17 protein-coding genes are annotated in these 18,373 nt (G+C 68.1%); 5 read left to right on the forward strand and 12 right to left on the reverse strand.

Annotation, left to right across the window (positions count from 1 at the left end; translation table 11 throughout):
• Nucleotides 1–52 precede the first annotated feature (52 nt).
• The 5 genes from ON23_RS01110 to ON23_RS01130 are packed head-to-tail and all read right to left on the reverse strand — an operon-like array spanning nt 53 to nt 4,228.
• Complete coding sequence (locus tag ON23_RS01110) at nt 53–808, reverse strand: ABC transporter ATP-binding protein (RefSeq protein WP_039775382.1); 756 nt, start codon at nt 806–808, stop codon at nt 53–55.
• Entirely contained in the window at nt 805–1,683 is an 879-nt protein-coding gene (locus ON23_RS01115; RefSeq protein ID WP_083903608.1) for an ABC transporter permease, read from the reverse strand. Before ON23_RS01115 ends, ON23_RS01110 begins: the two co-directional genes overlap by 4 nt.
• Nucleotides 1,680–3,107: an ABC transporter substrate-binding protein gene (locus ON23_RS01120; protein WP_039775384.1), complete on the reverse strand. Its 1,428-nt coding sequence runs from the start codon at nt 3,105–3,107 to the stop codon at nt 1,680–1,682. The genes ON23_RS01115 and ON23_RS01120 overlap by 4 nt, the downstream gene beginning before the upstream one ends.
• Before the next feature lie 55 nt (nt 3,108–3,162).
• Entirely contained in the window at nt 3,163–3,390 is a 228-nt protein-coding gene (locus tag ON23_RS01125) for a 4Fe-4S dicluster domain-containing protein (RefSeq protein ID WP_030516520.1), read from the reverse strand.
• The gene (locus ON23_RS01130) at nt 3,365–4,228 is read right to left on the reverse strand and encodes a GntR family transcriptional regulator (protein WP_083903612.1); all 864 of its coding nucleotides are present in this window, start codon (nt 4,226–4,228) and stop codon (nt 3,365–3,367) included. Before ON23_RS01130 ends, ON23_RS01125 begins: the two co-directional genes overlap by 26 nt.
• 474 nt (nt 4,229–4,702) lie before the next feature.
• On the opposite strand from ON23_RS01130, the gene ON23_RS01135 reads away from it, so the two are divergent.
• Nucleotides 4,703–5,983 carry an ROK family protein gene (locus ON23_RS01135; RefSeq protein WP_039775388.1) on the forward strand — a complete coding sequence of 427 codons (1,281 nt, stop codon included), beginning with the start codon at nt 4,703–4,705 and terminating at the stop codon, nt 5,981–5,983.
• Nucleotides 5,984–6,031: 48 nt separating this feature from the next.
• On the opposite strand, the gene ON23_RS35700 is transcribed toward ON23_RS01135, so the two are convergent.
• Together ON23_RS35700 and ON23_RS35705 are read right to left on the reverse strand one after the other, a co-directional pair.
• Nucleotides 6,032–6,244, reverse strand: coding sequence for a hypothetical protein (locus tag ON23_RS35700; protein WP_157170134.1), 213 nt, complete (start codon nt 6,242–6,244; stop codon nt 6,032–6,034).
• Between the two features lie 14 nt (nt 6,245–6,258).
• The gene (locus ON23_RS35705) at nt 6,259–6,696 is read right to left on the reverse strand and encodes a class I SAM-dependent methyltransferase (protein WP_245555891.1); all 438 of its coding nucleotides are present in this window, start codon (nt 6,694–6,696) and stop codon (nt 6,259–6,261) included.
• Between the two features lie 49 nt (nt 6,697–6,745).
• Between ON23_RS35705 and ON23_RS01145 the strand changes: the two genes are divergently transcribed.
• Nucleotides 6,746–7,234: a TetR/AcrR family transcriptional regulator gene (locus tag ON23_RS01145; RefSeq protein ID WP_039775389.1), complete on the forward strand. Its 489-nt coding sequence runs from the start codon at nt 6,746–6,748 to the stop codon at nt 7,232–7,234.
• On the opposite strand, the gene ON23_RS01150 is transcribed toward ON23_RS01145, so the two are convergent.
• Nucleotides 7,215–8,834, reverse strand: a complete 1,620-nt coding sequence (locus ON23_RS01150; RefSeq protein WP_039775391.1) for a DUF2207 family protein — start codon at nt 8,832–8,834, stop codon at nt 7,215–7,217. The genes ON23_RS01145 and ON23_RS01150 overlap by 20 nt on opposite strands.
• A 501-nt stretch (nt 8,835–9,335) precedes the next feature.
• Between ON23_RS01150 and ON23_RS01155 the strand changes: the two genes are divergently transcribed.
• The gene (locus ON23_RS01155; protein ID WP_210744074.1) at nt 9,336–10,196 is read left to right on the forward strand and encodes a neutral zinc metallopeptidase; all 861 of its coding nucleotides are present in this window, start codon (nt 9,336–9,338) and stop codon (nt 10,194–10,196) included.
• 183 nt (nt 10,197–10,379) lie between these two features.
• Complete coding sequence (locus tag ON23_RS01165) at nt 10,380–11,441, forward strand: neutral zinc metallopeptidase (RefSeq protein ID WP_245555889.1); 1,062 nt, start codon at nt 10,380–10,382, stop codon at nt 11,439–11,441.
• 29 nt (nt 11,442–11,470) lie between these two features.
• On the opposite strand, the gene ON23_RS01170 is transcribed toward ON23_RS01165, so the two are convergent.
• From ON23_RS01170 to ON23_RS01185, 4 genes are all read right to left on the reverse strand, one after another.
• Nucleotides 11,471–12,157, reverse strand: coding sequence for a TetR/AcrR family transcriptional regulator (locus tag ON23_RS01170; protein ID WP_039775393.1), 687 nt, complete (start codon nt 12,155–12,157; stop codon nt 11,471–11,473).
• Nucleotides 12,154–14,415, reverse strand: a complete 2,262-nt coding sequence (locus tag ON23_RS01175; RefSeq protein ID WP_039775394.1) for an MMPL family transporter — start codon at nt 14,413–14,415, stop codon at nt 12,154–12,156. Before ON23_RS01175 ends, ON23_RS01170 begins: the two co-directional genes overlap by 4 nt.
• Before the next feature lie 101 nt (nt 14,416–14,516).
• The gene (locus tag ON23_RS01180; protein ID WP_039775445.1) at nt 14,517–15,812 is read right to left on the reverse strand and encodes an ammonium transporter; all 1,296 of its coding nucleotides are present in this window, start codon (nt 15,810–15,812) and stop codon (nt 14,517–14,519) included.
• Between the two features lie 93 nt (nt 15,813–15,905).
• Nucleotides 15,906–16,748 (reverse strand): hypothetical protein, encoded by an 843-nt coding sequence (locus ON23_RS01185; protein ID WP_210744072.1) that lies wholly within the window; start codon nt 16,746–16,748, stop codon nt 15,906–15,908.
• 426 nt (nt 16,749–17,174) lie between these two features.
• Here ON23_RS01185 and ON23_RS01190 point away from each other — a divergent pair.
• Nucleotides 17,175–18,373: DNA polymerase III subunit gamma and tau (locus tag ON23_RS01190; RefSeq protein ID WP_039775448.1), on the forward strand; the 1,199-nt coding region annotated here is incomplete at its 3' end.

Here is an 18,373-nt window from a genome sequence, read left to right on the forward strand (position 1 = left end):
CGGCGCCGCCGTGGCCCGGTCGCCGAGGGGGTGCCTCGTTCGGACGACCGGGTCAGGCGGCGGCCGGCTGGGTCGAATGATCGAGGGCGGCGAGGATTTCGGCGCGCTCGGCACTGCGGTCGACATCTTTGACGCGCGGTTTCGGCACCGTCAGCAGCGATCGCAGTGCCCGGTCGGTACCGCCGAGGACCGCGACCCGGTCGCCGAGGGTCAATGCCTCGTCCACATCGTGGGTAACGAACACGACCGTGGTCGGATGTGTCTGCCAGGTCTGGATCAGCAAGCGCTGCATGGTGATCCGAGTCGGCGTGTCGAGGGCGCCGAACGGCTCGTCCATCAGCACCGCCCGCGGCGCGCCCGCCAGACCGCGGGCGAGCTGGACGCGCTGGCGCATACCACCGGACAGGCTCTTGGGCAGGTAGTCGCCGAAGCCGGTGAGCCCGACCTCCTCGATCCAGCGTTCGGCCTGCGCCGCTCGGCCGGCCCGCGGCACGCCGCGCAACTTCAACGCCAGGTCGATATTGGAACGTACTGTGCGCCACGGCAGGAGCGCGTTGTCCTGGAAAACCATCGCCCGATCCCGCGAGGGGCCGGTGATCTCGTCACCGTCCGCGAGTGCCCGCCCGGAGCGGGGCGGCAGCAGACCGGCCAGTGCGCGCAGGACGGTGGACTTCCCGCATCCCGACGGCCCGGTCAGCACCAGGATCTCACCGGCGCGGATATCGAGTGTCAGCTCGTCCAGCACGGGAGCGCCACCGTAGCGCAGTTCGACCTTGTCGAGCCGCAGACTCATTGCGGTGCCGGTCATTTCGAAACCTCCTGCGCCCGCGGCAGCCAGCGAGTGGCGCGCCGCCCCAACAGTTCGATGGCCGCCGAGGTGGCGAAGCCGAGCACGCCGATGGTGATGATGCCGACGAACACACCGGGATAGTCGACGATGGTGTACGCCTGCCAGGTGCGATAGCCGACGCCCAGACGCCCGGAGATCATCTCGGCCGAGACCACACAGATCCAGGCCACGCCGATCCCCACCGACAGGCCGCTGAACACGCCCGGCAGGCTGCCGGGCAACACCACCCGCACCAGGACGTCCCAGCGGCTGCCGCCCAGCGTGCGCACCGATTCCTCCCAGATGGTCGGCAGGGCCCGCACCGCGTGCCGCGTGCTCACCATGATCGGGAAATAGGCGGCGAGGAAGGTGATGAAGACGATGCCGGCCTCGTCGGTGGGAAACAGCAGAATCGCCACCGGCACGATCGCGATCGCCGGAATCGGCCGGGCCAGCTCGGTCAGCGGTCCGAAGATGTCGGCGAACCAGCGGGAACGCCCCAGCGCCACGCCGGTCGCGACGCCGATCACGGCGGCCAGGCCGAACCCGCTGAGAATGCGGATCAACGACTGCCCGAGATCCAGCCAATAGGTATCGGTCTGCAACTGCAGCCGCAAAGTGTGCACGATCCGGGTAACGGTCGGCAGCGTATCGAAGCGCACCCACAACCGAATGTGGTTGGCGGTCAACAACTGCCAGGTGACGAGCGCGAGGACGACCGACGCCACCCGCACCAGCCGCGACGTCCACAACCGCGCCGTGGGCACGCCCGCGGTGGCGCCGCGTTCGGCGACGGCGGTGGGAGCGGCGGTGGCCGGAACCGGCGCGTCGACGGGCAGGGTGGTGGCGCTCATGACCGCACCTCACCGATCGCCTGGTCGTAACTCACCGCGACCGCACCGGGATGGCGGGCCTGATACCGCTGCACCGCACTGGGGGTGATGAAGGGCAGATACGTATCGCCCTCGCGCACCCACTGCGCCTTGTCCGCGAACCAGCGAGTGCCGAGTTCCGCATCCGGCACGTACGCCGCGCGGATCTTCTTCCCCTGGGCCCGAGCGGCTTTCACCGCCCGCAGCAGATCGGTCGGGCTACCCGCCGGCTGGGCGGTGGACTGCCCGTCGAACCAGATCTCGCCCGCGAGGGCCGGATCGGAGACCGGTTTGCCGGTACTCGGGTCGGTGCCGGTGATCGGCGCCGGATTGGCGAAGTTCGCCACTGCCGCATCGTAGTTCGCACCGCGCTCGGCGAAGACCTTGCGCAGTGGGGCATCGTCGACGAACTTATCGATGTCGAAATCGGCGAAATCGCCGATCGACTTCAGATACGGAACGTCACCCTTGAATGCCTGAACCAGCTGCGGCTTCAGGGGAGTGTCGAATGAGGTTCCCCCGGGTCCGTTGTAGAGGTAGACGACCTCCGCCGGCAGTCCGGAGTTGTCAGCGACCAGCTGCGCGGCTTCGAGCGGTTTCGCGTGCAGGAAATCGGTGGCGTCAAGTTGCGCCTGCAGGAATGCATCGAGCACCTCGGGATGGGATTTCGAATAATCACGACGTGCCACCACTCCGTGGAACGTCGGCACGTTCAATTCGGCACCATCGTAGAGCAGCTTCGCCTTGTCCTGATAAACGAGCAGGCCGGGCCATGCGACGAACTGCGAAAGTGCCTGCACCTGACCGGATTCCAGTGCCGACGCGCCGATCTGCGGTTGCTGATTCAGCACGTCCACACCGTGGGCCGGATCGATGTTCGCGCGGCTCAGCGCCTGGCGCAGTGTGCCGTCACCGGCGGAGCCGACGCTCGCGGACACCTTCTTTCCGGCGAGGTCCGACAGCGTCGTCGCCGTCGAATTCGGCGCGGTGACAACCATGTTCAGCGATCCGCGCGGCTGGTAACCGGTGATCGAGACCAGTTCGGTGGCCGAACGCTCACTGGCCGAGGTCCGGGAACCGTTGATCAGCAACGGATAATCGCCCATCGAACCGATATCGATCTTCTCCGCGACCATCTGCGCGGTGATCGGCGCCCCGGTGTCGTAGTCCTGCCATTCGACCTGATACTTCGGCCCGCCCTTCGCGGTCAGGTCGTTCAGGCGCTTCTCCAGGAAACCCTTCGCGCGCAGCAGAGTTCCGGCGGTGACGGTATTGATGGTTTTGGACTGATAGCCGACGACCACCCGGACGGTGTCCCCGGATCCGGTCTGCTCGAGCGAGCATCCGGCGGCCAGGGTGGCGATCAGGGCGGCGGCGGCCAGTATGCGGGCACGACGGTACTTCATGGTATTTCCTCGAAATCGGGCCGAGGCCGGCCACTGAGAGATTCCGCTGCGCGATTCAGCGCAGCAGATACGGCATGTTCACGGTCACGGCGCCGGTGGGACAGCGTGCCGCGCACGGACCGCAGTACCAGCATTCGTCGACATGCATGAACGCCTTGCCGTTGTCCGGATTGATCGCCAGCGAATCCAGCGGGCAGATCTCCACGCACAGCGTGCACCCTTCGATGCACAGCGATTCGTCGATGGTTACCGGGACATCAGCCCGCTGATTGACCGACGCCATGGCGGCTCAGCCTCCAATCGTTGCTTTCCGTGGTGCGAAGCAAACTGTCGCGCAGGGTGATCCGATCACCACGCATGCGTATGTACTCCAGGTCCACCGGCCGCCCGTCGGCGAGGTAGGTCAGTCGCTCCAGCAACAGCAGGGCACTGCCCTCCGGGGCCTGCAGGGTGGCGGCGCTGTGGATATCGGCGGTGATCGCCTCCACCGCCAGATCGGCCGACCCGAGCGACTGGCCGCTGATCTGTTCGATGAGTCCGAAGATGTCCTCGGATCGCAGATCGCAGTCGAGTACCTGCTCGCCGATGTCCGGGGCCAGATAGGTGTGGTCCAGGCTGAGCGGGAGATCACCCAGATAACGCAGCCGTTCCAGGTAGACCGCGGATTCGCCGGGTTCGAGGCCGAGCCGACCGGCGACCGCGGGCGGCGGAGTGAGGCGCAGTGCCGCCCGCACCTCGTTGCGCACCTCGCCGTGGCCGCGCAGCGTTTCCTTCAGGCCGCGCAGGCTGTCGAGGCCGTGATCGTATTTGCGTTGTGCCACATAGGTGCCCACCCGGGGAACGCGGCCGATGAGACCCTCGTCGCGCAGTAGTGCCAATGCTTCGCGCACCGCGTTACGGGACACCGCGAATTCCGCGGCGAGTTCGGATTCGGTGGGCAAGGGGTCCGGGCACTGTCCGGTGTGGATCTGCTGGCGCAGGACGTCGGCCACCTGGCGGGCCCGATCGGCCTTGCGAATGGTGCGGGCGCCGGCGCCGGGCGCCGTCGTCTCCGCCCCGGCGGCCGGGTGGTCGGCAGCGGCGCCGCGCTGCTGCCGCAGGGGTACCGGATCGGCCGTCATCTCCACCTCCTAACGCTTGTGACCTGCGGTTTCCGAGCGTAACGGGGGTGTGGTGGCAGGGGTGCCGCCCGCACGGCCGGCAGCGGCGGGGTGTGCGGTTATCCGCCGCCCGCGCGGATGGCCGACCTGCTGAAATCGGGGCGATCGAAGGTAATGCGCCACCTGCGGCGATGCGGGCCCGCATTCAAATCAGTGTGAGCGCAATATGTGCTGTGACCATTCGCTGGCGCGGCGCGGAATCGGGATGTTACCGTTTTACACATGTCTTCCAGCCGTTCGAACCGCACACGGGTCACCTACGTGACCGTGGCGCTCGGTGTGCGGCTGCCGCGGCAGCGGGAACTGTGTTGTTCCCGGCCGCGCAGCTGAGACCGCTCCAGTCGTCCGTCTGTCGACCCTTTCGGGCCCTTCTCGCTGCCTTGTTGCCGATGTAGTTCCGTCTCTTCACGAGACTTTCGACAAGGACTTCGCCCCATGACGAGCCCCACCCTCGAACGACAGTCTTCCCCCTCTCGTCCGCGGCCGGTACGCAGTGTGCCGCGGCCGGTGGTTCCGCCGGAATTGCGGATCACCGACAACCCGGCGGCCGCCGTCCTGCGCGCCGCCACCCGCGGGCCGATCTTCCGCGACAATGCCGCTCAGACAACGGGTTTGAGCATCGCGACCGTGAATCGCCAAGTGTCGGCGCTACTTTCGTCCGGCCTGTTGCGAGAACGCGCTGATCTCACCGCATCCGGTGCGGTCGGGCGCCCGCGCGTGCCGTTCGAGGTCGAGACCGATCGCTTCGCCACGCTGGGCGTCCACATCGGTGCGAATCTCACCCGGATCGTGGCCGCCGACCTGTCCGGCCGCATTCTGGGCGGGCTGGAGATCGCCACCCCGCAGGCCGCGCAGGACGCGGCCATCACCATCATCGCCCGCAGCGCGAAGGCGTTCCTGGACCGATTGCCGCGGCGCCGGCCGCTGTGGGTCGGTGTAGCGCTGGCCGGACGGGTCGATCCCGTCGCCGGCGTCGTGGATCATCCCCGCCTGGATTGGCGGTCGGCGCCGGTCGGCCCGATCTTCGCCACCGTGCTGGACCTACCGGTTTCGGTCGCCGCCCACGTGGAGGCGATGGCCGCCGCCGAGCTGCTGCTCACCACCGGGACACCGGACCGGTCCGGTGCCCAGGACCGGCCCGGCAGCAGCCTCTACATCTACGGCCGGGAGACGGTCGGCGTCGCGGTCACGCTGCACGATCGCGTCTACACCCCGGCGAACGGCCCGGGTTCGATCGCGCATCTGCCGACCGGATCCGATATCGATTGCTCGTGCGGCCGGCGCGGCTGCTTGGAGGCCACGGTCGGTGAGGCGGCGGTGCTGGCTCGCGCCGTGCGCGCCGGCATCGTGCCGAAGCGGGAGGCGCCGCGGAAGCCGGTGATCGCCGAGCTGTACAAGGCCGCCGAACAGGGGTCCGCCCCGGCTCGCGACATGCTGTTCGAGCGGGCCGAGATCCTCGGCAACACCGCGGCACTGGTGCGCGACATGTTCAACCCCGATCGCGTGGTGCTGGGCGGACAGGCCTTCACCGGCTACCGGCCGGGACTCGAACGAGTCGTGCAGGCCTTCGGTCGCGCCACCACCCTCGCCCCGGCCGACCTGCGGATCAGCCGATTCGGCGGGCGGGTCCAGGAGCATGCCGCGGCCGTCACCTCGCTCAGCGTCTGCTACGCCGATCCGCTGTCGGCACTGCGCCGGGCCACACGCTCGCGCTGAGCCGACGCCTACGGTCGGGGTGGTACGGGCCACCCCGACCGAGGTCGTTCAATCGGGCTTGACGCCGGTCAGCACACCCGTGGACGGCTTGATCGTCCGATAGTCGAGATCCTGAAAACCCGTCTCCTGCAGTGCTTTCTGATACCGTCTGATATCGACCGCGGCAGGATCCATATGCCTGCTGAGCCGTTTCGTCAGCTGTCCGTGCACACCCGCGGGTGCCAGATCGGCCAGCAGCACTCGTCCTCCGGGCCGTAGCACCCGCCACATCTCCGTCAGCGCGCGACCGCGGTCCGCCTCGGGATGTGGTGCATACCGAACGTGCACGTGACCACGTCGAACGCCGCATCCGGCAGCTCCAGCGACTGGGCCACGCCGTAGTCGAAGCGGCAGTTCGCCCGGCCACCGGCGCGCGCGGTGGCGTAGTCGACCATTTCCCGCGCGGCGTCGACACCGACGACTTCGCCGCCCGCGCCGACACGGTCGGCCAGCGCGAACACCAAGGTGCCCGGGCCGCTGGCGATATCGAGTGCGCGCCCGGCCGGCCGGACGCCACTGGCGGCGGCGAGGGCCGCCGCGTGCCGGCGGCGTCTGCCGCCGAAGAAGACATTGGTGAACGCGCTGTAGCCGCGCGGGTTGGTGATCAGGATGCCATGGGGGTCTTGTTCGATTCGGAACATGTGTTCATGATCTGAGGCAAGTGCCTGCTCCACCAGGAGCAAAAGCACCGAATCCGTTCGATTCCGCACATCCGGAGGCACAGTGTCCGAGAACGATCGCCGCGTCCGACGGACCCGGAGCACCCTGCATCGTGCCCTGATCGAGCTCATGATCGAACGGCCCTACGACCGCATCACCGTGCAGGACATCCTCGACCGCGCCGACGTCGGCCGCTCGACGTTCTACGCCCACTTCCGCAGCAAGGACGACCTGCTCGTGGTGAGCGGCACCGAATTCCTGCGTGCGGCGCTCGCCCGGCGCTCGGGTGACCCGATACGAGCCGTCATCGAACTGGCCGAGGGCCACCGCGAGGTCTACCGGGCGCTTCTCGGCCCGAAGAGCACCATGGTCGTCGTGCGCGGCACCCAGCAGATGATCGCCGGAATTCTGGCCGATCAGGGCAGTGCGGAGCCCGACACCACCTTCCTGTCGTGGGGATTGGTCGGGCTGCTGCCCGCCGTGGCGGAAGGCCGTACCACCGCTCGGGCGGCCTACGAGGTCGTCCGGCGGATCAGTGACCCGACGTCGTGAACAGCCCCTCCAGTGCGGTGATGAAATACGGGAAGTGCCCGGCGAACCGGTGCAGATTCCGGTCGCGGTCGAAGCCGCCGAACCAGTAGAGCCCGGCCTGACGGTCGGCCCCGGGATCTACGTCGCGGAAGGTGCGGATCCAGTTGTCGGCCCGGCCACCGATGATCGTGAATGGCAGCGCCCGCGAGAACAGCAGTTCGCGATCGGCCGGCGGGATCTGATCGGGCCGCTGGGCGTCCAGCCCGTTCTGCAGAGCCTTCACCTGGGCGGCGAGCGCGCGGCCCGCGGCGGTACGCACCGGCAGATACCGGCCGAGCAGCAGGATGGCCGCACCGCCGAGCGCGATGGCCACACCGACCAGCGCATATCCGCCGGCGACGGCGAGGCCGACGGTCGCCCCCAGCCCGACCACGAGCAGCGCGATGCCGATCCAGAAGGCGAGCCCGCGCCGGTTGTGGTCGATCAGCGTGCCGCGCTCGAGCGCATCGCGGCGCAGCGCCGAGCGGACGGGCTCGGCGGCCACGCGTCCGGGCGCCCGCAGTTCCGACAGCAGCACCGAGTCGGCGCCCTCGGGCAGCAGTGTCGTGTAGACGTGCTTTTCGTAGCTGCGCAATTGGTCGTCGGCGGGATTCGCCCGGGTGATGCGCCAGTCCGAATCGCTCACCGCGGCGATCCACAGGTAGCGCCGCACCGCCAGATCGACCACGGTGGCGGCGATATCGGCGGCATCGGCGGAGCCGTCGAGCAACAGGCCCGCCTCACCCGGCAGGATGCCGTCCGGGGAGACGAATTCGCTGTGGTTTCCGTTGCGCTGTACCGGATCCAGGGTGCTGGTGGAGGTCAGGGCCGCGGCGTCCTGGCGGCGAGACCGGGCCAGATAGGCGCCGAAGGCGGCCAGCGCCGCCAGCAGAACACCGAAGGCGATCAGCACCGGGGCGGTGACGGCGAAGGCGCCCGACCCCCGGCCGCCGCGAATATCGGCGTTGGCCTTCACCGTGCCGGGCGGCACCTGCAGTGTCACATCGAGAATGTCACCCTTGTGCAGGTTCTCCTCGTGCATGGTGAGCACGCCGTCCGGTTCGACGCGGGCGTCGTTGCATTTGCGGGTGCTCCCCACCGAACCGACCGTGCAGTCGGCGATTCCCATCTGATAACTCGGGCTGATCACCGAACCGTCGAACGAGGCGACATCGGTGTTGAGGACCCCTGTCCAGTGGAACAACTGCGTACCCGGTGCATCGCTGACCGTCCCGTGCACGGTGTACTTGAACGACGATTCCCCCGGCGGCGCGTCCACGCTGAACACATCGCCCGCCACCTTCGCCGAACCCGGCCCGGTACTGGAGATGTCGGTCACACCGAAGCGGCGTTCACTGCCGTCGTCGCGTCCCACGCGTAGCGGCAACGCCATGTGGAACTGCCCGCCCGGCGGCACTTTCACGGTTTCGGCCACCTCGAGCAGACCGGCCTCGCTGAGTTTGACATCCGTGATGATCGACACACCCGTGGGCTCCTGAGCCCGAGCGGCCGGTGCTGCGGCGAACAGCCCGGCCGCGGTCAACAACAGAGCGCCGAATGCGCCCCCCCGAAAGATCAGCATGGGGCAGTAGCTTAGCGGTGGGCCACTGTGCGAGCAGGCGTCACGAATCCGGCGGCTTGCTATTCTGCGTCGGCGGCTGTCGCCGGAGAGCGGTGGCTGTCGCCGGATCAGGAACGGACAAGGGGGAGTGGGGGAGTGAGTCGACCACCCTACGGGCGCGGCCCGAATCCGCCGGGCGAACAACCTATTCCACCGTACGGTCCGAGTGGTCCACGTCGCCCGGGACCACCGCCGGGATACGGCCCCCCGCCCGGCCACTCCGCACCGCCCGGTTATCCGCCTCCACCCGCCTATTCGCCTCCTCCGGGTTACGCGGCGCCCGCCGGATCCCCGCCGCGTGGATACCCCACGCCGGCCGGCTACGGGGCGCCCCCCGGATACGTTGCGGGACAGGGTTATCGGGCCGTCGCGCCGCCCGGCCATCGCCCGCCGATTCCGCCGCCGCGACCGTACGGCCCGGCCGGCCCACGCCCCACCCCGCCGCGCAAGCGAGGCGGGGGCTTGGGCGCGGTCGTCGTGGTGATTCTGCTGATCGTCACCTCGGGCCTCATCCGCTTCGCCGTGCGGACCGGATTCGACGCCGCTTCCCATACCGGGGAACACGGGAACTACAGCTACAACCCGCCACCCGGAAAGGATTCCGCGGGCGTCCCCGAAACCGGCGCCAATCCACTACTGGCCGACCCGGGTTCGCCGCTGAGTCCGGCGCGCTGCCCGTATACCCCGTGGAGCACGCAGGTCGACGCCGCGCGCGCGTTCTTCGACAGTGCCGCGGCCTGTCTGGCCGACGCCTGGAAACCGGTGCTGGAGAATGCGAAATTGAGTTTCACCCCACCGAAACTCGTCGTCACCGCGACCACGTCGGGCATCACCACGCCGTGCAGCGGATCCAGCAGCAATTTCGCTGCCTTCTACTGCGGTGCGGATCAGACGATCTACATGCCGATCAGTCAGCTGCAGACCGATATGTTCCACGATCACTGGGAGATCTACCTCTCGGTCTTCGCCCACGAATACGGCCACCACATCCAGGCGCTGTCCGGAATCCTCGGCGCCGCGAACAAACAACGCCGTCAGACCGGCCTCTACAGCGACGAGGGGCTCGACCTCTCGCGACGAATCGAATTGCAGGCCAACTGTTTCGACGGCATGTACTTCGCATCCTCGGCCGGGGGGAAATCGCTGACGCCGGTGCAGGCGCAATCCGCGCGCAAGGACGCCTACGGCCGAGGTGACAGCGCCGGCGACATGCGCAGCCACGGCACCGCCGAACACGCCGGCGACTGGTGGAGTACCGGATTCGACAAGAACGCGACCGCGCCTTGCAACACCTTCATCGCGCCGTCCGGACAGGTGAGCTGAACCACCATGCCGCAACCGCCGAGATATCCACCGCCGCGTGGGATTCCGCCGCACGGCCGCCCGCCCTACGGCCCACCACCCGGGTACGGGCCACCACCCGGATACGGCCCGCCGCCGGGATATCCGCCACCCGGCCCGCGCCCACCGTACGGTGCGCCGCTACCGCCGCCGGGGGTGTATCCGGTGGGGCCGTACGGCGGACCGCCGTTGCCGCCGCCGGGGTATTACGGCCGTCCGTATCCGCCGCCGCGGTCCGGTGGCGGCGCGGTCGGGGCGGTCCTCGCCGTGCTGTTCGTCTTCGTGGTGGTCGGCGGGCTGGTCGCGTTCGCGACCATGGGAGGTCGTGACAATTCGTCGGCGTCGTATTCGACATCGACGCCGAGCTTCACGTATACGCCGCCCACCTGGGCCACGAGCACCAGCGAAACCGCCACGACCACGCGGTCCACGACGACGCCGTATCCGTCCACGACGAAGCCCTACTACCGCACGACGACTGTCGTGCCGACGACGAAACCGGCCGGCCCCCAGCCTGTTGCGGCCACTGCGGCCAATCCGATCTTCGACGATCACAACTCCGGGCTGATCAACATCTCCTGCGGCTACCCCCGATGGGGTTCCGATGTCGCGTCGGCGACAGCCTTCTTCCAGGCGGCGAAATCGTGTCTGGACCGGATGTGGCAGCCGGTGCTCGCGGCGCAGAACCTCCCGTTCTCCAGCCCCACCGTGAGTGTTCCGGCGAGTGGCGCGAACGCGGCGTCACCGTGTGGCAGTTCGGGCAGTTACGCCGCGTTCTACTGCTCGGCCAACAATACGATCTACATGCCCCTGGATCACATTCAGACCGAGGTGTACGGCGACCGCTGGTACGTCTATCTGGGGGTCTTCGCGCACGAATACGGTCACCATGTGCAGGCCATCTCCGGCATCATGTCCAAGATGAGCCGAGACCGCTACAGCGCCGGTACCAATTCCGCTGCGGGACTGGAGCTTTCACGTCGGCTGGAGTTGGAGGCGCAGTGCTTCGGCGGCATGTTCATCAGCTCCTCCGAGGTTGCGGGCACGGTTTCCAACGACCAGGCCTACTACGTGAAACAGGACAACTATCAACGCGGGGACGATTATTCCGACGTGCGCGACCACGGGGCCAACCAGCACTACGGGGCGTGGTACGCGCAGGGTGAGGACAACAACCGGACCTGGATGTGCAACACCTGGAACTCCCCGTCGGATTCGGTGTCGTGATCGGCGCCGGGATCTCCCGGATCTGAGCGTTACCGCTCCTCGCGCAACTGCGCCAACCAGCGCGCACCCTCGTCGGGGTCCGGTGTCTCCCCGCCGATGACGTCCAGCACCGCATGCCCGAGGCAGGCCGCCGCCATGACCCGGTCGGCGACGGCCTCGGCATCGCCCCACGGCAGATGGGGTTTGGCGATCAGCAGTGACGCGATACCGTGCGCGGCGGCCCACAGCTCGAGCACCAGTGGCATCGGGTCGCCGGGTGCGATCACACCGGAGTCCATCGCCTCCCGCACGGTGTGCGAAAACCGTTGGAACGCACCACTACCCAGCACCACATCGACCGCAGAGGGGCCTTCGCCGGGCGAGGCGGCGGTGGCGACGCGGTATTGGCCGGGGTGCTGCAGGGCGAAGCGCACATAGGCCAGGCCCTGCTGACGCAACCGGGACATGGGCGAGGCGGTGGGGTCGCTCGCGGCGCCGATGGCGGCGTCGAGGTCTTCGAACACCTCCGCCACCGCGGCATCGATGAGGTCGTCCTTGTCGGCGAAGTGGCGGTAGATCGACGGTGCGGTGACGCCGACCAGCCCGCCGACCTCACGAATCGACACCGAATCGGCATTACCGGTGCGCGCCAGCAACTCTCGTGTCGCGGCCAGGATCTCGGCGCGCAGCTCGGTACCGGAGCCGCGGGCCGAACGGGGACGGGTGGGACGCGTCACGGCCGCCCCGCCGGAGCCGGTTCCGCGGTCGGTTGCGGGTCCGCGGACATGGGATGTTCGGTGAGGCCGAACCGTTCGTGCCAGCGCGCCAACGGCTTCGGTGCCCACCAGTTTCCGCGGCCCATCAGGCGCATCAGGGCCGGAACCAGCAGCATGCGGATGACGGTGGCGTCGGCGAGCACGGTGATCGTGAGGCCGAGTCCGAACATCTGCATGAACGACACCTTCGCGGTGATCATGGCGCCCAGCACGATCGCCATCAGCAGCGCGGCCGCGGTGATGATGCGCCCGGTCCGGGCGACGCCGATGGCCACCGAACGGTCGTTGTCCGCGGCGGTGCGGTCGGAGGCCAGCCAGGCCTCGCGGATGCGGGAGAGCAGGAACACCTCGTAGTCCATCGACATGCCGAAGGCCAGGCAGAACATCAGAATCGGCATCGTCGGCACCAGGAAGCCGGTGGGCGTGAAGCCGAGCAGTCCCGAGAAGTGTCCCTCCTGGAAGATCCACACCATCATCCCGAACATCGCGGTGAGCGAGAGGGAGTTGATCACCACGGCTTTCAGTGGGAGCACCACGCTGCCGGTGAAAAGGAACAGGACCACGAACGTGGCGAGTGCGATCAGCGCGATCGCCAGCGGCAACCGTTGTCCCAGCGCGTTCAGCGAGTCCACGTTCATCGCCGCCGCACCGCCGAACAGCGCGGGTGAGGGCGCGGGCACATCGCGCAAGGCCTGCAACTGATCCTTGGCCTGTGCCGAGTAGGGATCGAATGTCGATGTGACGGTGAGGTATTGACCCGAGTCGTTGGCCATGCCCGGCGCGGCGCCGCCCATCCGCGCGCCGGACACGTAGACACCGCTGCTGGACAGCACCGCGTTCACGCCCTCGACCTTCGACAACGCCGTGGCATAGCCGCTGATCGCCTGGGGTTCGCTCGGCGCACCCGGCAGCACGATCGTCGTTCCGGTTCCGGAATTCACGGCGGGGAACTCCGCTCGCAGTTCGTCGCCGACCGCCCGGCTGGTCGAACCGGTGGGCAGCACCCGGTCGTCGGGATAGCCGAACTTCACCCCGAGGAACGGCGCGCCGACCGCGAGCAGCACCGCGATGATCGCGACCGAGACGGGCAACGCCCGCCGCATCACCCAGGTGACGGTGCGATACCAGCCGGATTCCCGCTCCGGTCGCGAGGTGGGCTCGGGGCGCCCGAACAGTTTCCGGATCGCCACCCGCAGATTCCAGGAATTGATCCGATCGCCGAGCAACACCAGCGCCGCGGGCAGGATCACGATCGAGGCGATCGCGGCGGCCGCCACCACCGCGACCCCGGCATAGGCGAACGACTTCAGGAAGTACATGTCGAAGACGCTGAGCACCGCCAGCGCGAGCGCGACCGTCAGCGCCGAGAACAGCACCGTTCGCCCCGCGGTCTGCACCGCCCGCACCGCCGCCGCCTCGTGGCTCGAGCCGGCGGACAATTCCTCGCGGTATCGGCTGACGATGAACAGGCTGTAGTCGATCGCCAGGGCGAGGCCCAGCGCGGTGGTCATATTCAGCGCGTAGATCGACACATCGGTAAAGAGGGTGAAACTGCGCAGTATCGCGAGCGTGCAGAGAATCGCGAAGATTCCTACCGCCAGTGGCAGCGAGGCCGCGATGACGCTGCCGAACACCAGGATCAGCACGATCGCCGTGAGCGGGACCGCGATACCTTCGGCCATCGCCAGATCCTTCGTGACCTGGTTGTTGACGTCGTGGTAGACGGCGGCGATTCCGCCCGCCTGCACGGTCACACCGGGTGTGGAGACGGGCAGGGTGCTCGCGATCTCACCGGCGGTGCGCTGGGCCTTGTCGTCGCCGCCCGTCAGGTAGGCCATGACCAATGCGCTCTTGCCGTCGGTACTGCGCAGGGCGGCGGCCAGTTGCGGTGGGCTGGTCCAATACGAGCGGACGCCGACCGTATCGGCGCGACTGCCGAGCCGGTCGGCGATATCGGCGCCGACCGCGCGGGCCGCGGCCGACTCCACGCCCTCGTCGGCGTGCACGAGCAGCACCAGATTGGGCTGGGCGCCGTTGAACTGATCGGCCACCAGCTGTGCCGCGCGGGTGGATTCGGCCTTGTCCGAGGTGAATCCGCCGGCTTGCAGATGGGCGGTGACCGTCGCGCCGAAGCCGCCGCAGATCAGTGCCAGGGCCAGGGCGGCGAGGAGCACCCGCTTCGGATACCGGGTGGCGAGCCGTGCGATTCGGGTCAGCATGAGTGCTCCTCGGGCGGCCGGTATGGGTAACGGTGTTAGCGTAACGCCGTTACCCCAGCCCGGCGCAAGAGGTTGGGGCGGATCGGCGTCAGCGATCCCCGTCACCGGCGGACGCTCCCCGCGCCGTGCGGATGATGGCCGAACAGGCCCCGCGGCGCGTGCCCGTGCACACCCTCGACATACGCGGTCTCGGCGTGCAGCGCGAAGTCGATACCGCCGACCTCGTCCTCCTTGCTGACTCGGAAGCCCATCACCCGATCGATCACCTTGCCGATCAGATAGGAGACGCCGAACGCCCATGCCGCGACCACCACGACGCCGACCGCCTGCTTGCCGAGCTGCGCGAGTCCGCCGCCGTAGAACAGTCCACGCGCGCCACCGGTCATCACGCGGTTCGCCAGCAGCCCGATCAGCAGGGTGCCGACCACGCCGCCGGTGAAGTGCACGCCGACCACATCGAGCGAATCGTCATAGCCCGCCTTGAACTTCCAGCCGACGGCGAAAGAGCAGACCACACCCGCCGCCAGGCCCACGATCACCGCACCGAGCGCATTGACCGAACCGCACGAGGGCGTGATCGCGACCAATCCGGCGACCGCGCCGGAGGCCGCACCGAAGGTGGTCGGCCGCCCGTCGCGGATCTGCTCCACGATCAACCAGCCGAGCATGCCCAGGCAGCCCGCGACCAACGTGTTCAGGAACACCGCGGCGGCCAGTCCGTCGGCCTTGAACGCGGAGCCGGCGTTGAATCCGAACCAGCCGAACCACAGCAGTCCGGCGCCCAGCAGCACGAACGGCAGATTGTGCGGGCGCATCGCGTCCACCTTGAATCCGATCCGCGGTCCCAGGACCAGCGCCAAAGCGAGAGCCGAAGCGCCGGAAGCGATTTCGACCACCAGGCCGCCCGCGAAATCGAGTACGCCGAAGGAGGCCAGCCAGCCGTTCGGACCCCAGACCCAGTGCGCGATCGGAGCGAACACCACGAGCGCCCACACCGGGACGAACACCATCCAGGCGGAGAATTTCGCGCGATCGGCGATGGCACCGCTGACGAGTGCCACGGTGAGGATCGCGAAGGTCAATTCGAAGGTCGCGTACAGCAGTTCCGGCACGCCGCTGCGCACGGTGCCCGGGGTGATGCCGGTCATCGCGAAATGTTCCAGTCCGCCGATCAATCCACCGCCGGCGTCGTCACCGAAGGCCAGGGTGTAGCCGAACAGCAGCCACACCACGGTCACCAGCGGGATGGAGATGAAGCTCATCATCAGCATGTTCAGCACGCCGGTCGTGCGCACCATGCCGCCGTAGAAGATCGCCAGGCCGGGGGTCATGAGCAGGACCAGCGCGGTGCTGGTCAGCAGCCACGCCGTGGCGGCGGGGTCGATGGTCGGGGGCACGGACAACTCCTTTTCCACACGCGTTCGCGTGGCAAGAAACTACCGAATCCCCGGTGTCGCGCCGATGAGCGAGTCTGGTACTTCCGTTCGGATTCAATTCCCGCGCTTGCGGGCCTGCCGGGTCAGCGCCCGCCGACCGCGGGCCCCGGGAACCGGCAGATCGTCCTCGAGCGCGAGCCATTGCGCGGTGACGAGCCACTGCTGCTGCGCGCGAGCGTCGGCGGTGTCGTTGAAGACGCGGCGGCCGCGGTCGTCGCGCAGCTCGTGCGCGAGGATCGACCAGCGCGGCGGGCGGCCGTGCGTGGTGCGGTAGGTGTCCAGGAACCCGGCCACGAGGGTGCCGATGGTGTTGACCGGGCGCAGCGACACACGGTTGCCGTATTTCGCGGAGTGGAAACGCCGGGCCGCGCACAGCGATCGCGGTGTGGCATCGAAGGCTATCCATCCCGCGCGCTGCGCCCGTTCGACGAGCCATAGATGTTTGACCGCGTTCGGGGCGATATCGCCGACGCGTTTGCGGATCAGCGTCACCATCGGTTCGGCGGTGAGAATATCGCGGCGGGTGGGTCCCATCGCGTGGGTGTTTCGATAGTCCTCGGTCAGCTCGGCGAGGGTGCGGCCGAATTCGTCGATACTGCGCTGCGCGCGCCGGCCCAGCCGTTCGATGCGGGCGGCCTCGGCGCGTATCCGATTCTGCGCGATCAGGGTGTCGATGGCCGGCAGGGTCGGAACCTGGCCGCGGTCCAGCAATTCGAGAATGGCGCCCGCGGTGGCCGGATCGGCCGCGGCCGATACCGGCAGCGAATCGCGGTTGCGCGAGAAATCGCGGGGGCTGATGGCGCGGCGGAGCAGATCGGTGGCGGCCCGATCGCCGGCGAAATCGGTGTGTGAGAGCCAGGCGGCGGCGATGTCGTCACACGACGGCACGGTCGTCATAACTCGTCATTACCTCCGAAACATTGTTGTGCCCCGGTCGGGATGAGGGACCGACCGGGGACACCAACCTGATGAAGGTTTGGCTACCGAAGTTGCCGAAATCAACGTTAGTCAGCGGAGTGGAGCGGGCGCTAATCGGGTGACGGAATCGTTACGTCCACAATGTGGGTCGCAAACGGGGAGCGTGTCCGAAAGTTTTCGTCGCTCGGCGGCTCGCAGACGAAATCGGCATTAATTTCACACTGTTTCCAATTGTCGATCGCAAACCGATTGTCGACCAGGTCGGTTGTCCGCACCGAGATCGTACGAAAAGAATGCTTGTGATGTAGATCATAGTTTATTCGCGGCCGTGATCGGTTCGGCGGGTGGGGTGGATACCCGGTGCGCGAATGGTTTCCTGTCGGTGTTCGCCGGTACCCTCGGGCCGTGGCTCTGTACCGGAAGTATCGACCGGCAACCTTCGCCGAGGTAGTGGGGCAGGAGCACGTCACCGATCCGCTGAGTACCGCGCTCGACACCGGGCGGATCAGTCATGCCTACCTGTTCTCCGGCCCGCGAGGTTGTGGCAAGACCTCCTCGGCGCGCATTCTGGCGCGCTCGCTCAACTGCGTCGAGGGCCCGACCTCGCGACCGTGCGGAGTATGCCCGTCGTGTGTCGCGCTGGCCCCGGGCGGGCCCGGCAATCTCGACGTCATCGAACTCGACGCCGCCAGCCACGGCGGTGTGGACGATACCCGTGAGCTGCGCGATCGCGCGTTCTACGCACCTGCCGAATCGCGGTACCGCGTCTTCATCGTGGACGAGGCGCACATGGTCACCACGGCCGGATTCAACGCGCTGCTGAAGATCGTCGAGGAGCCGCCGGCCCATCTGATCTTCATTTTCGCCACCACCGAGCCGGACAAGGTGCTGCCGACCATTCGCTCGCGCACCCATCACTATCCGTTCCGGCTGCTGCCACCGGCCACCATGCGCGGGCTGCTCGGCAAGATCTGCGAGCAGGAGCAGGTGCAGGTCGAGGAATCGGTCTATCCGCTGGTGATCCGGGCCGGCGGTGGTTCACCGCGCGACAGTCTCAGCGTGCTCGATCAGCTGCTGGCCGGCGCCGGTGCCGAGGGCGTCACCTATCCCCGGGCGCTGGCCCTGCTCGGTGTCACCGATATCGCGCTGATCGACGAGGCCGTCGACGCGCTGGCCGCCGACGACGGTGCGGCCCTGTTCGCCACCATCGACCGGGTGGTGGAGGCCGGTCACGATCCCCGCCGCTTCGCCACCGACCTGCTCGAACGCATCCGCGATCTGATCCTGCTGCGCGCGGTTCCCGATGCGGCCGAACGCAATCTGGTCACCGGCCCCGGCGATGTCATCGACCGGATGTCGGCCCAGGCCGACCGTATCGGCCCGGCCACCCTGGCCCGCTACGCGGAGTTGCTGCACGAGGGCCTCGGCGAGATGCGCGGCGCGACCGCGCCCCGCCTCCTGCTCGAGGTGGTGTGTGCCCGCATGCTGTTGCCCTCGGTCTCGGAGGCCGAATCGGCGGCGTTGCAGCGGCTGGAACGCCTGGAGCGGCGGATGGAGTCGGGCGGAGTCCCGGCGGCCGCGCCCGCCGCCACGCCGCAGCCGTC

The sequence above is a fragment of the Nocardia cerradoensis NBRC 101014 genome (assembly GCF_000308535.1).
Taxonomy (GTDB): Bacteria; Actinomycetota; Actinomycetes; order Mycobacteriales; family Mycobacteriaceae; genus Nocardia; species Nocardia cerradoensis.

Excerpts from the sequence above, each read along its gene's own strand:
- ON23_RS01110 (WP_039775382.1), bottom strand. The coding sequence starts at position 808 with ATGACCGGCACCGCAATGAGTCTGCGGCTCGACAAGGTCGAACTGCGC.
- ON23_RS01115 (WP_083903608.1), bottom strand. The coding sequence starts at position 1,683 with ATGAGCGCCACCACCCTGCCCGTCGACGCGCCGGTTCCGGCCACCGCC.
- ON23_RS01120 (WP_039775384.1), bottom strand. The coding sequence starts at position 3,107 with ATGAAGTACCGTCGTGCCCGCATACTGGCCGCCGCCGCCCTGATCGCC.
- ON23_RS01125 (WP_030516520.1), bottom strand. The coding sequence starts at position 3,390 with ATGGCGTCGGTCAATCAGCGGGCTGATGTCCCGGTAACCATCGACGAA.
- ON23_RS01130 (WP_083903612.1), bottom strand. The coding sequence starts at position 4,228 with ATGACGGCCGATCCGGTACCCCTGCGGCAGCAGCGCGGCGCCGCTGCC.
- ON23_RS01135 (WP_039775388.1), top strand. The coding sequence starts at position 4,703 with ATGACGAGCCCCACCCTCGAACGACAGTCTTCCCCCTCTCGTCCGCGG.
- ON23_RS01150 (WP_039775391.1), bottom strand. The coding sequence starts at position 8,834 with ATGCTGATCTTTCGGGGGGGCGCATTCGGCGCTCTGTTGTTGACCGCG.
- ON23_RS01175 (WP_039775394.1), bottom strand. The coding sequence starts at position 14,415 with ATGCTGACCCGAATCGCACGGCTCGCCACCCGGTATCCGAAGCGGGTG.
- ON23_RS01185 (WP_210744072.1), bottom strand. The coding sequence starts at position 16,748 with ATGACGACCGTGCCGTCGTGTGACGACATCGCCGCCGCCTGGCTCTCA.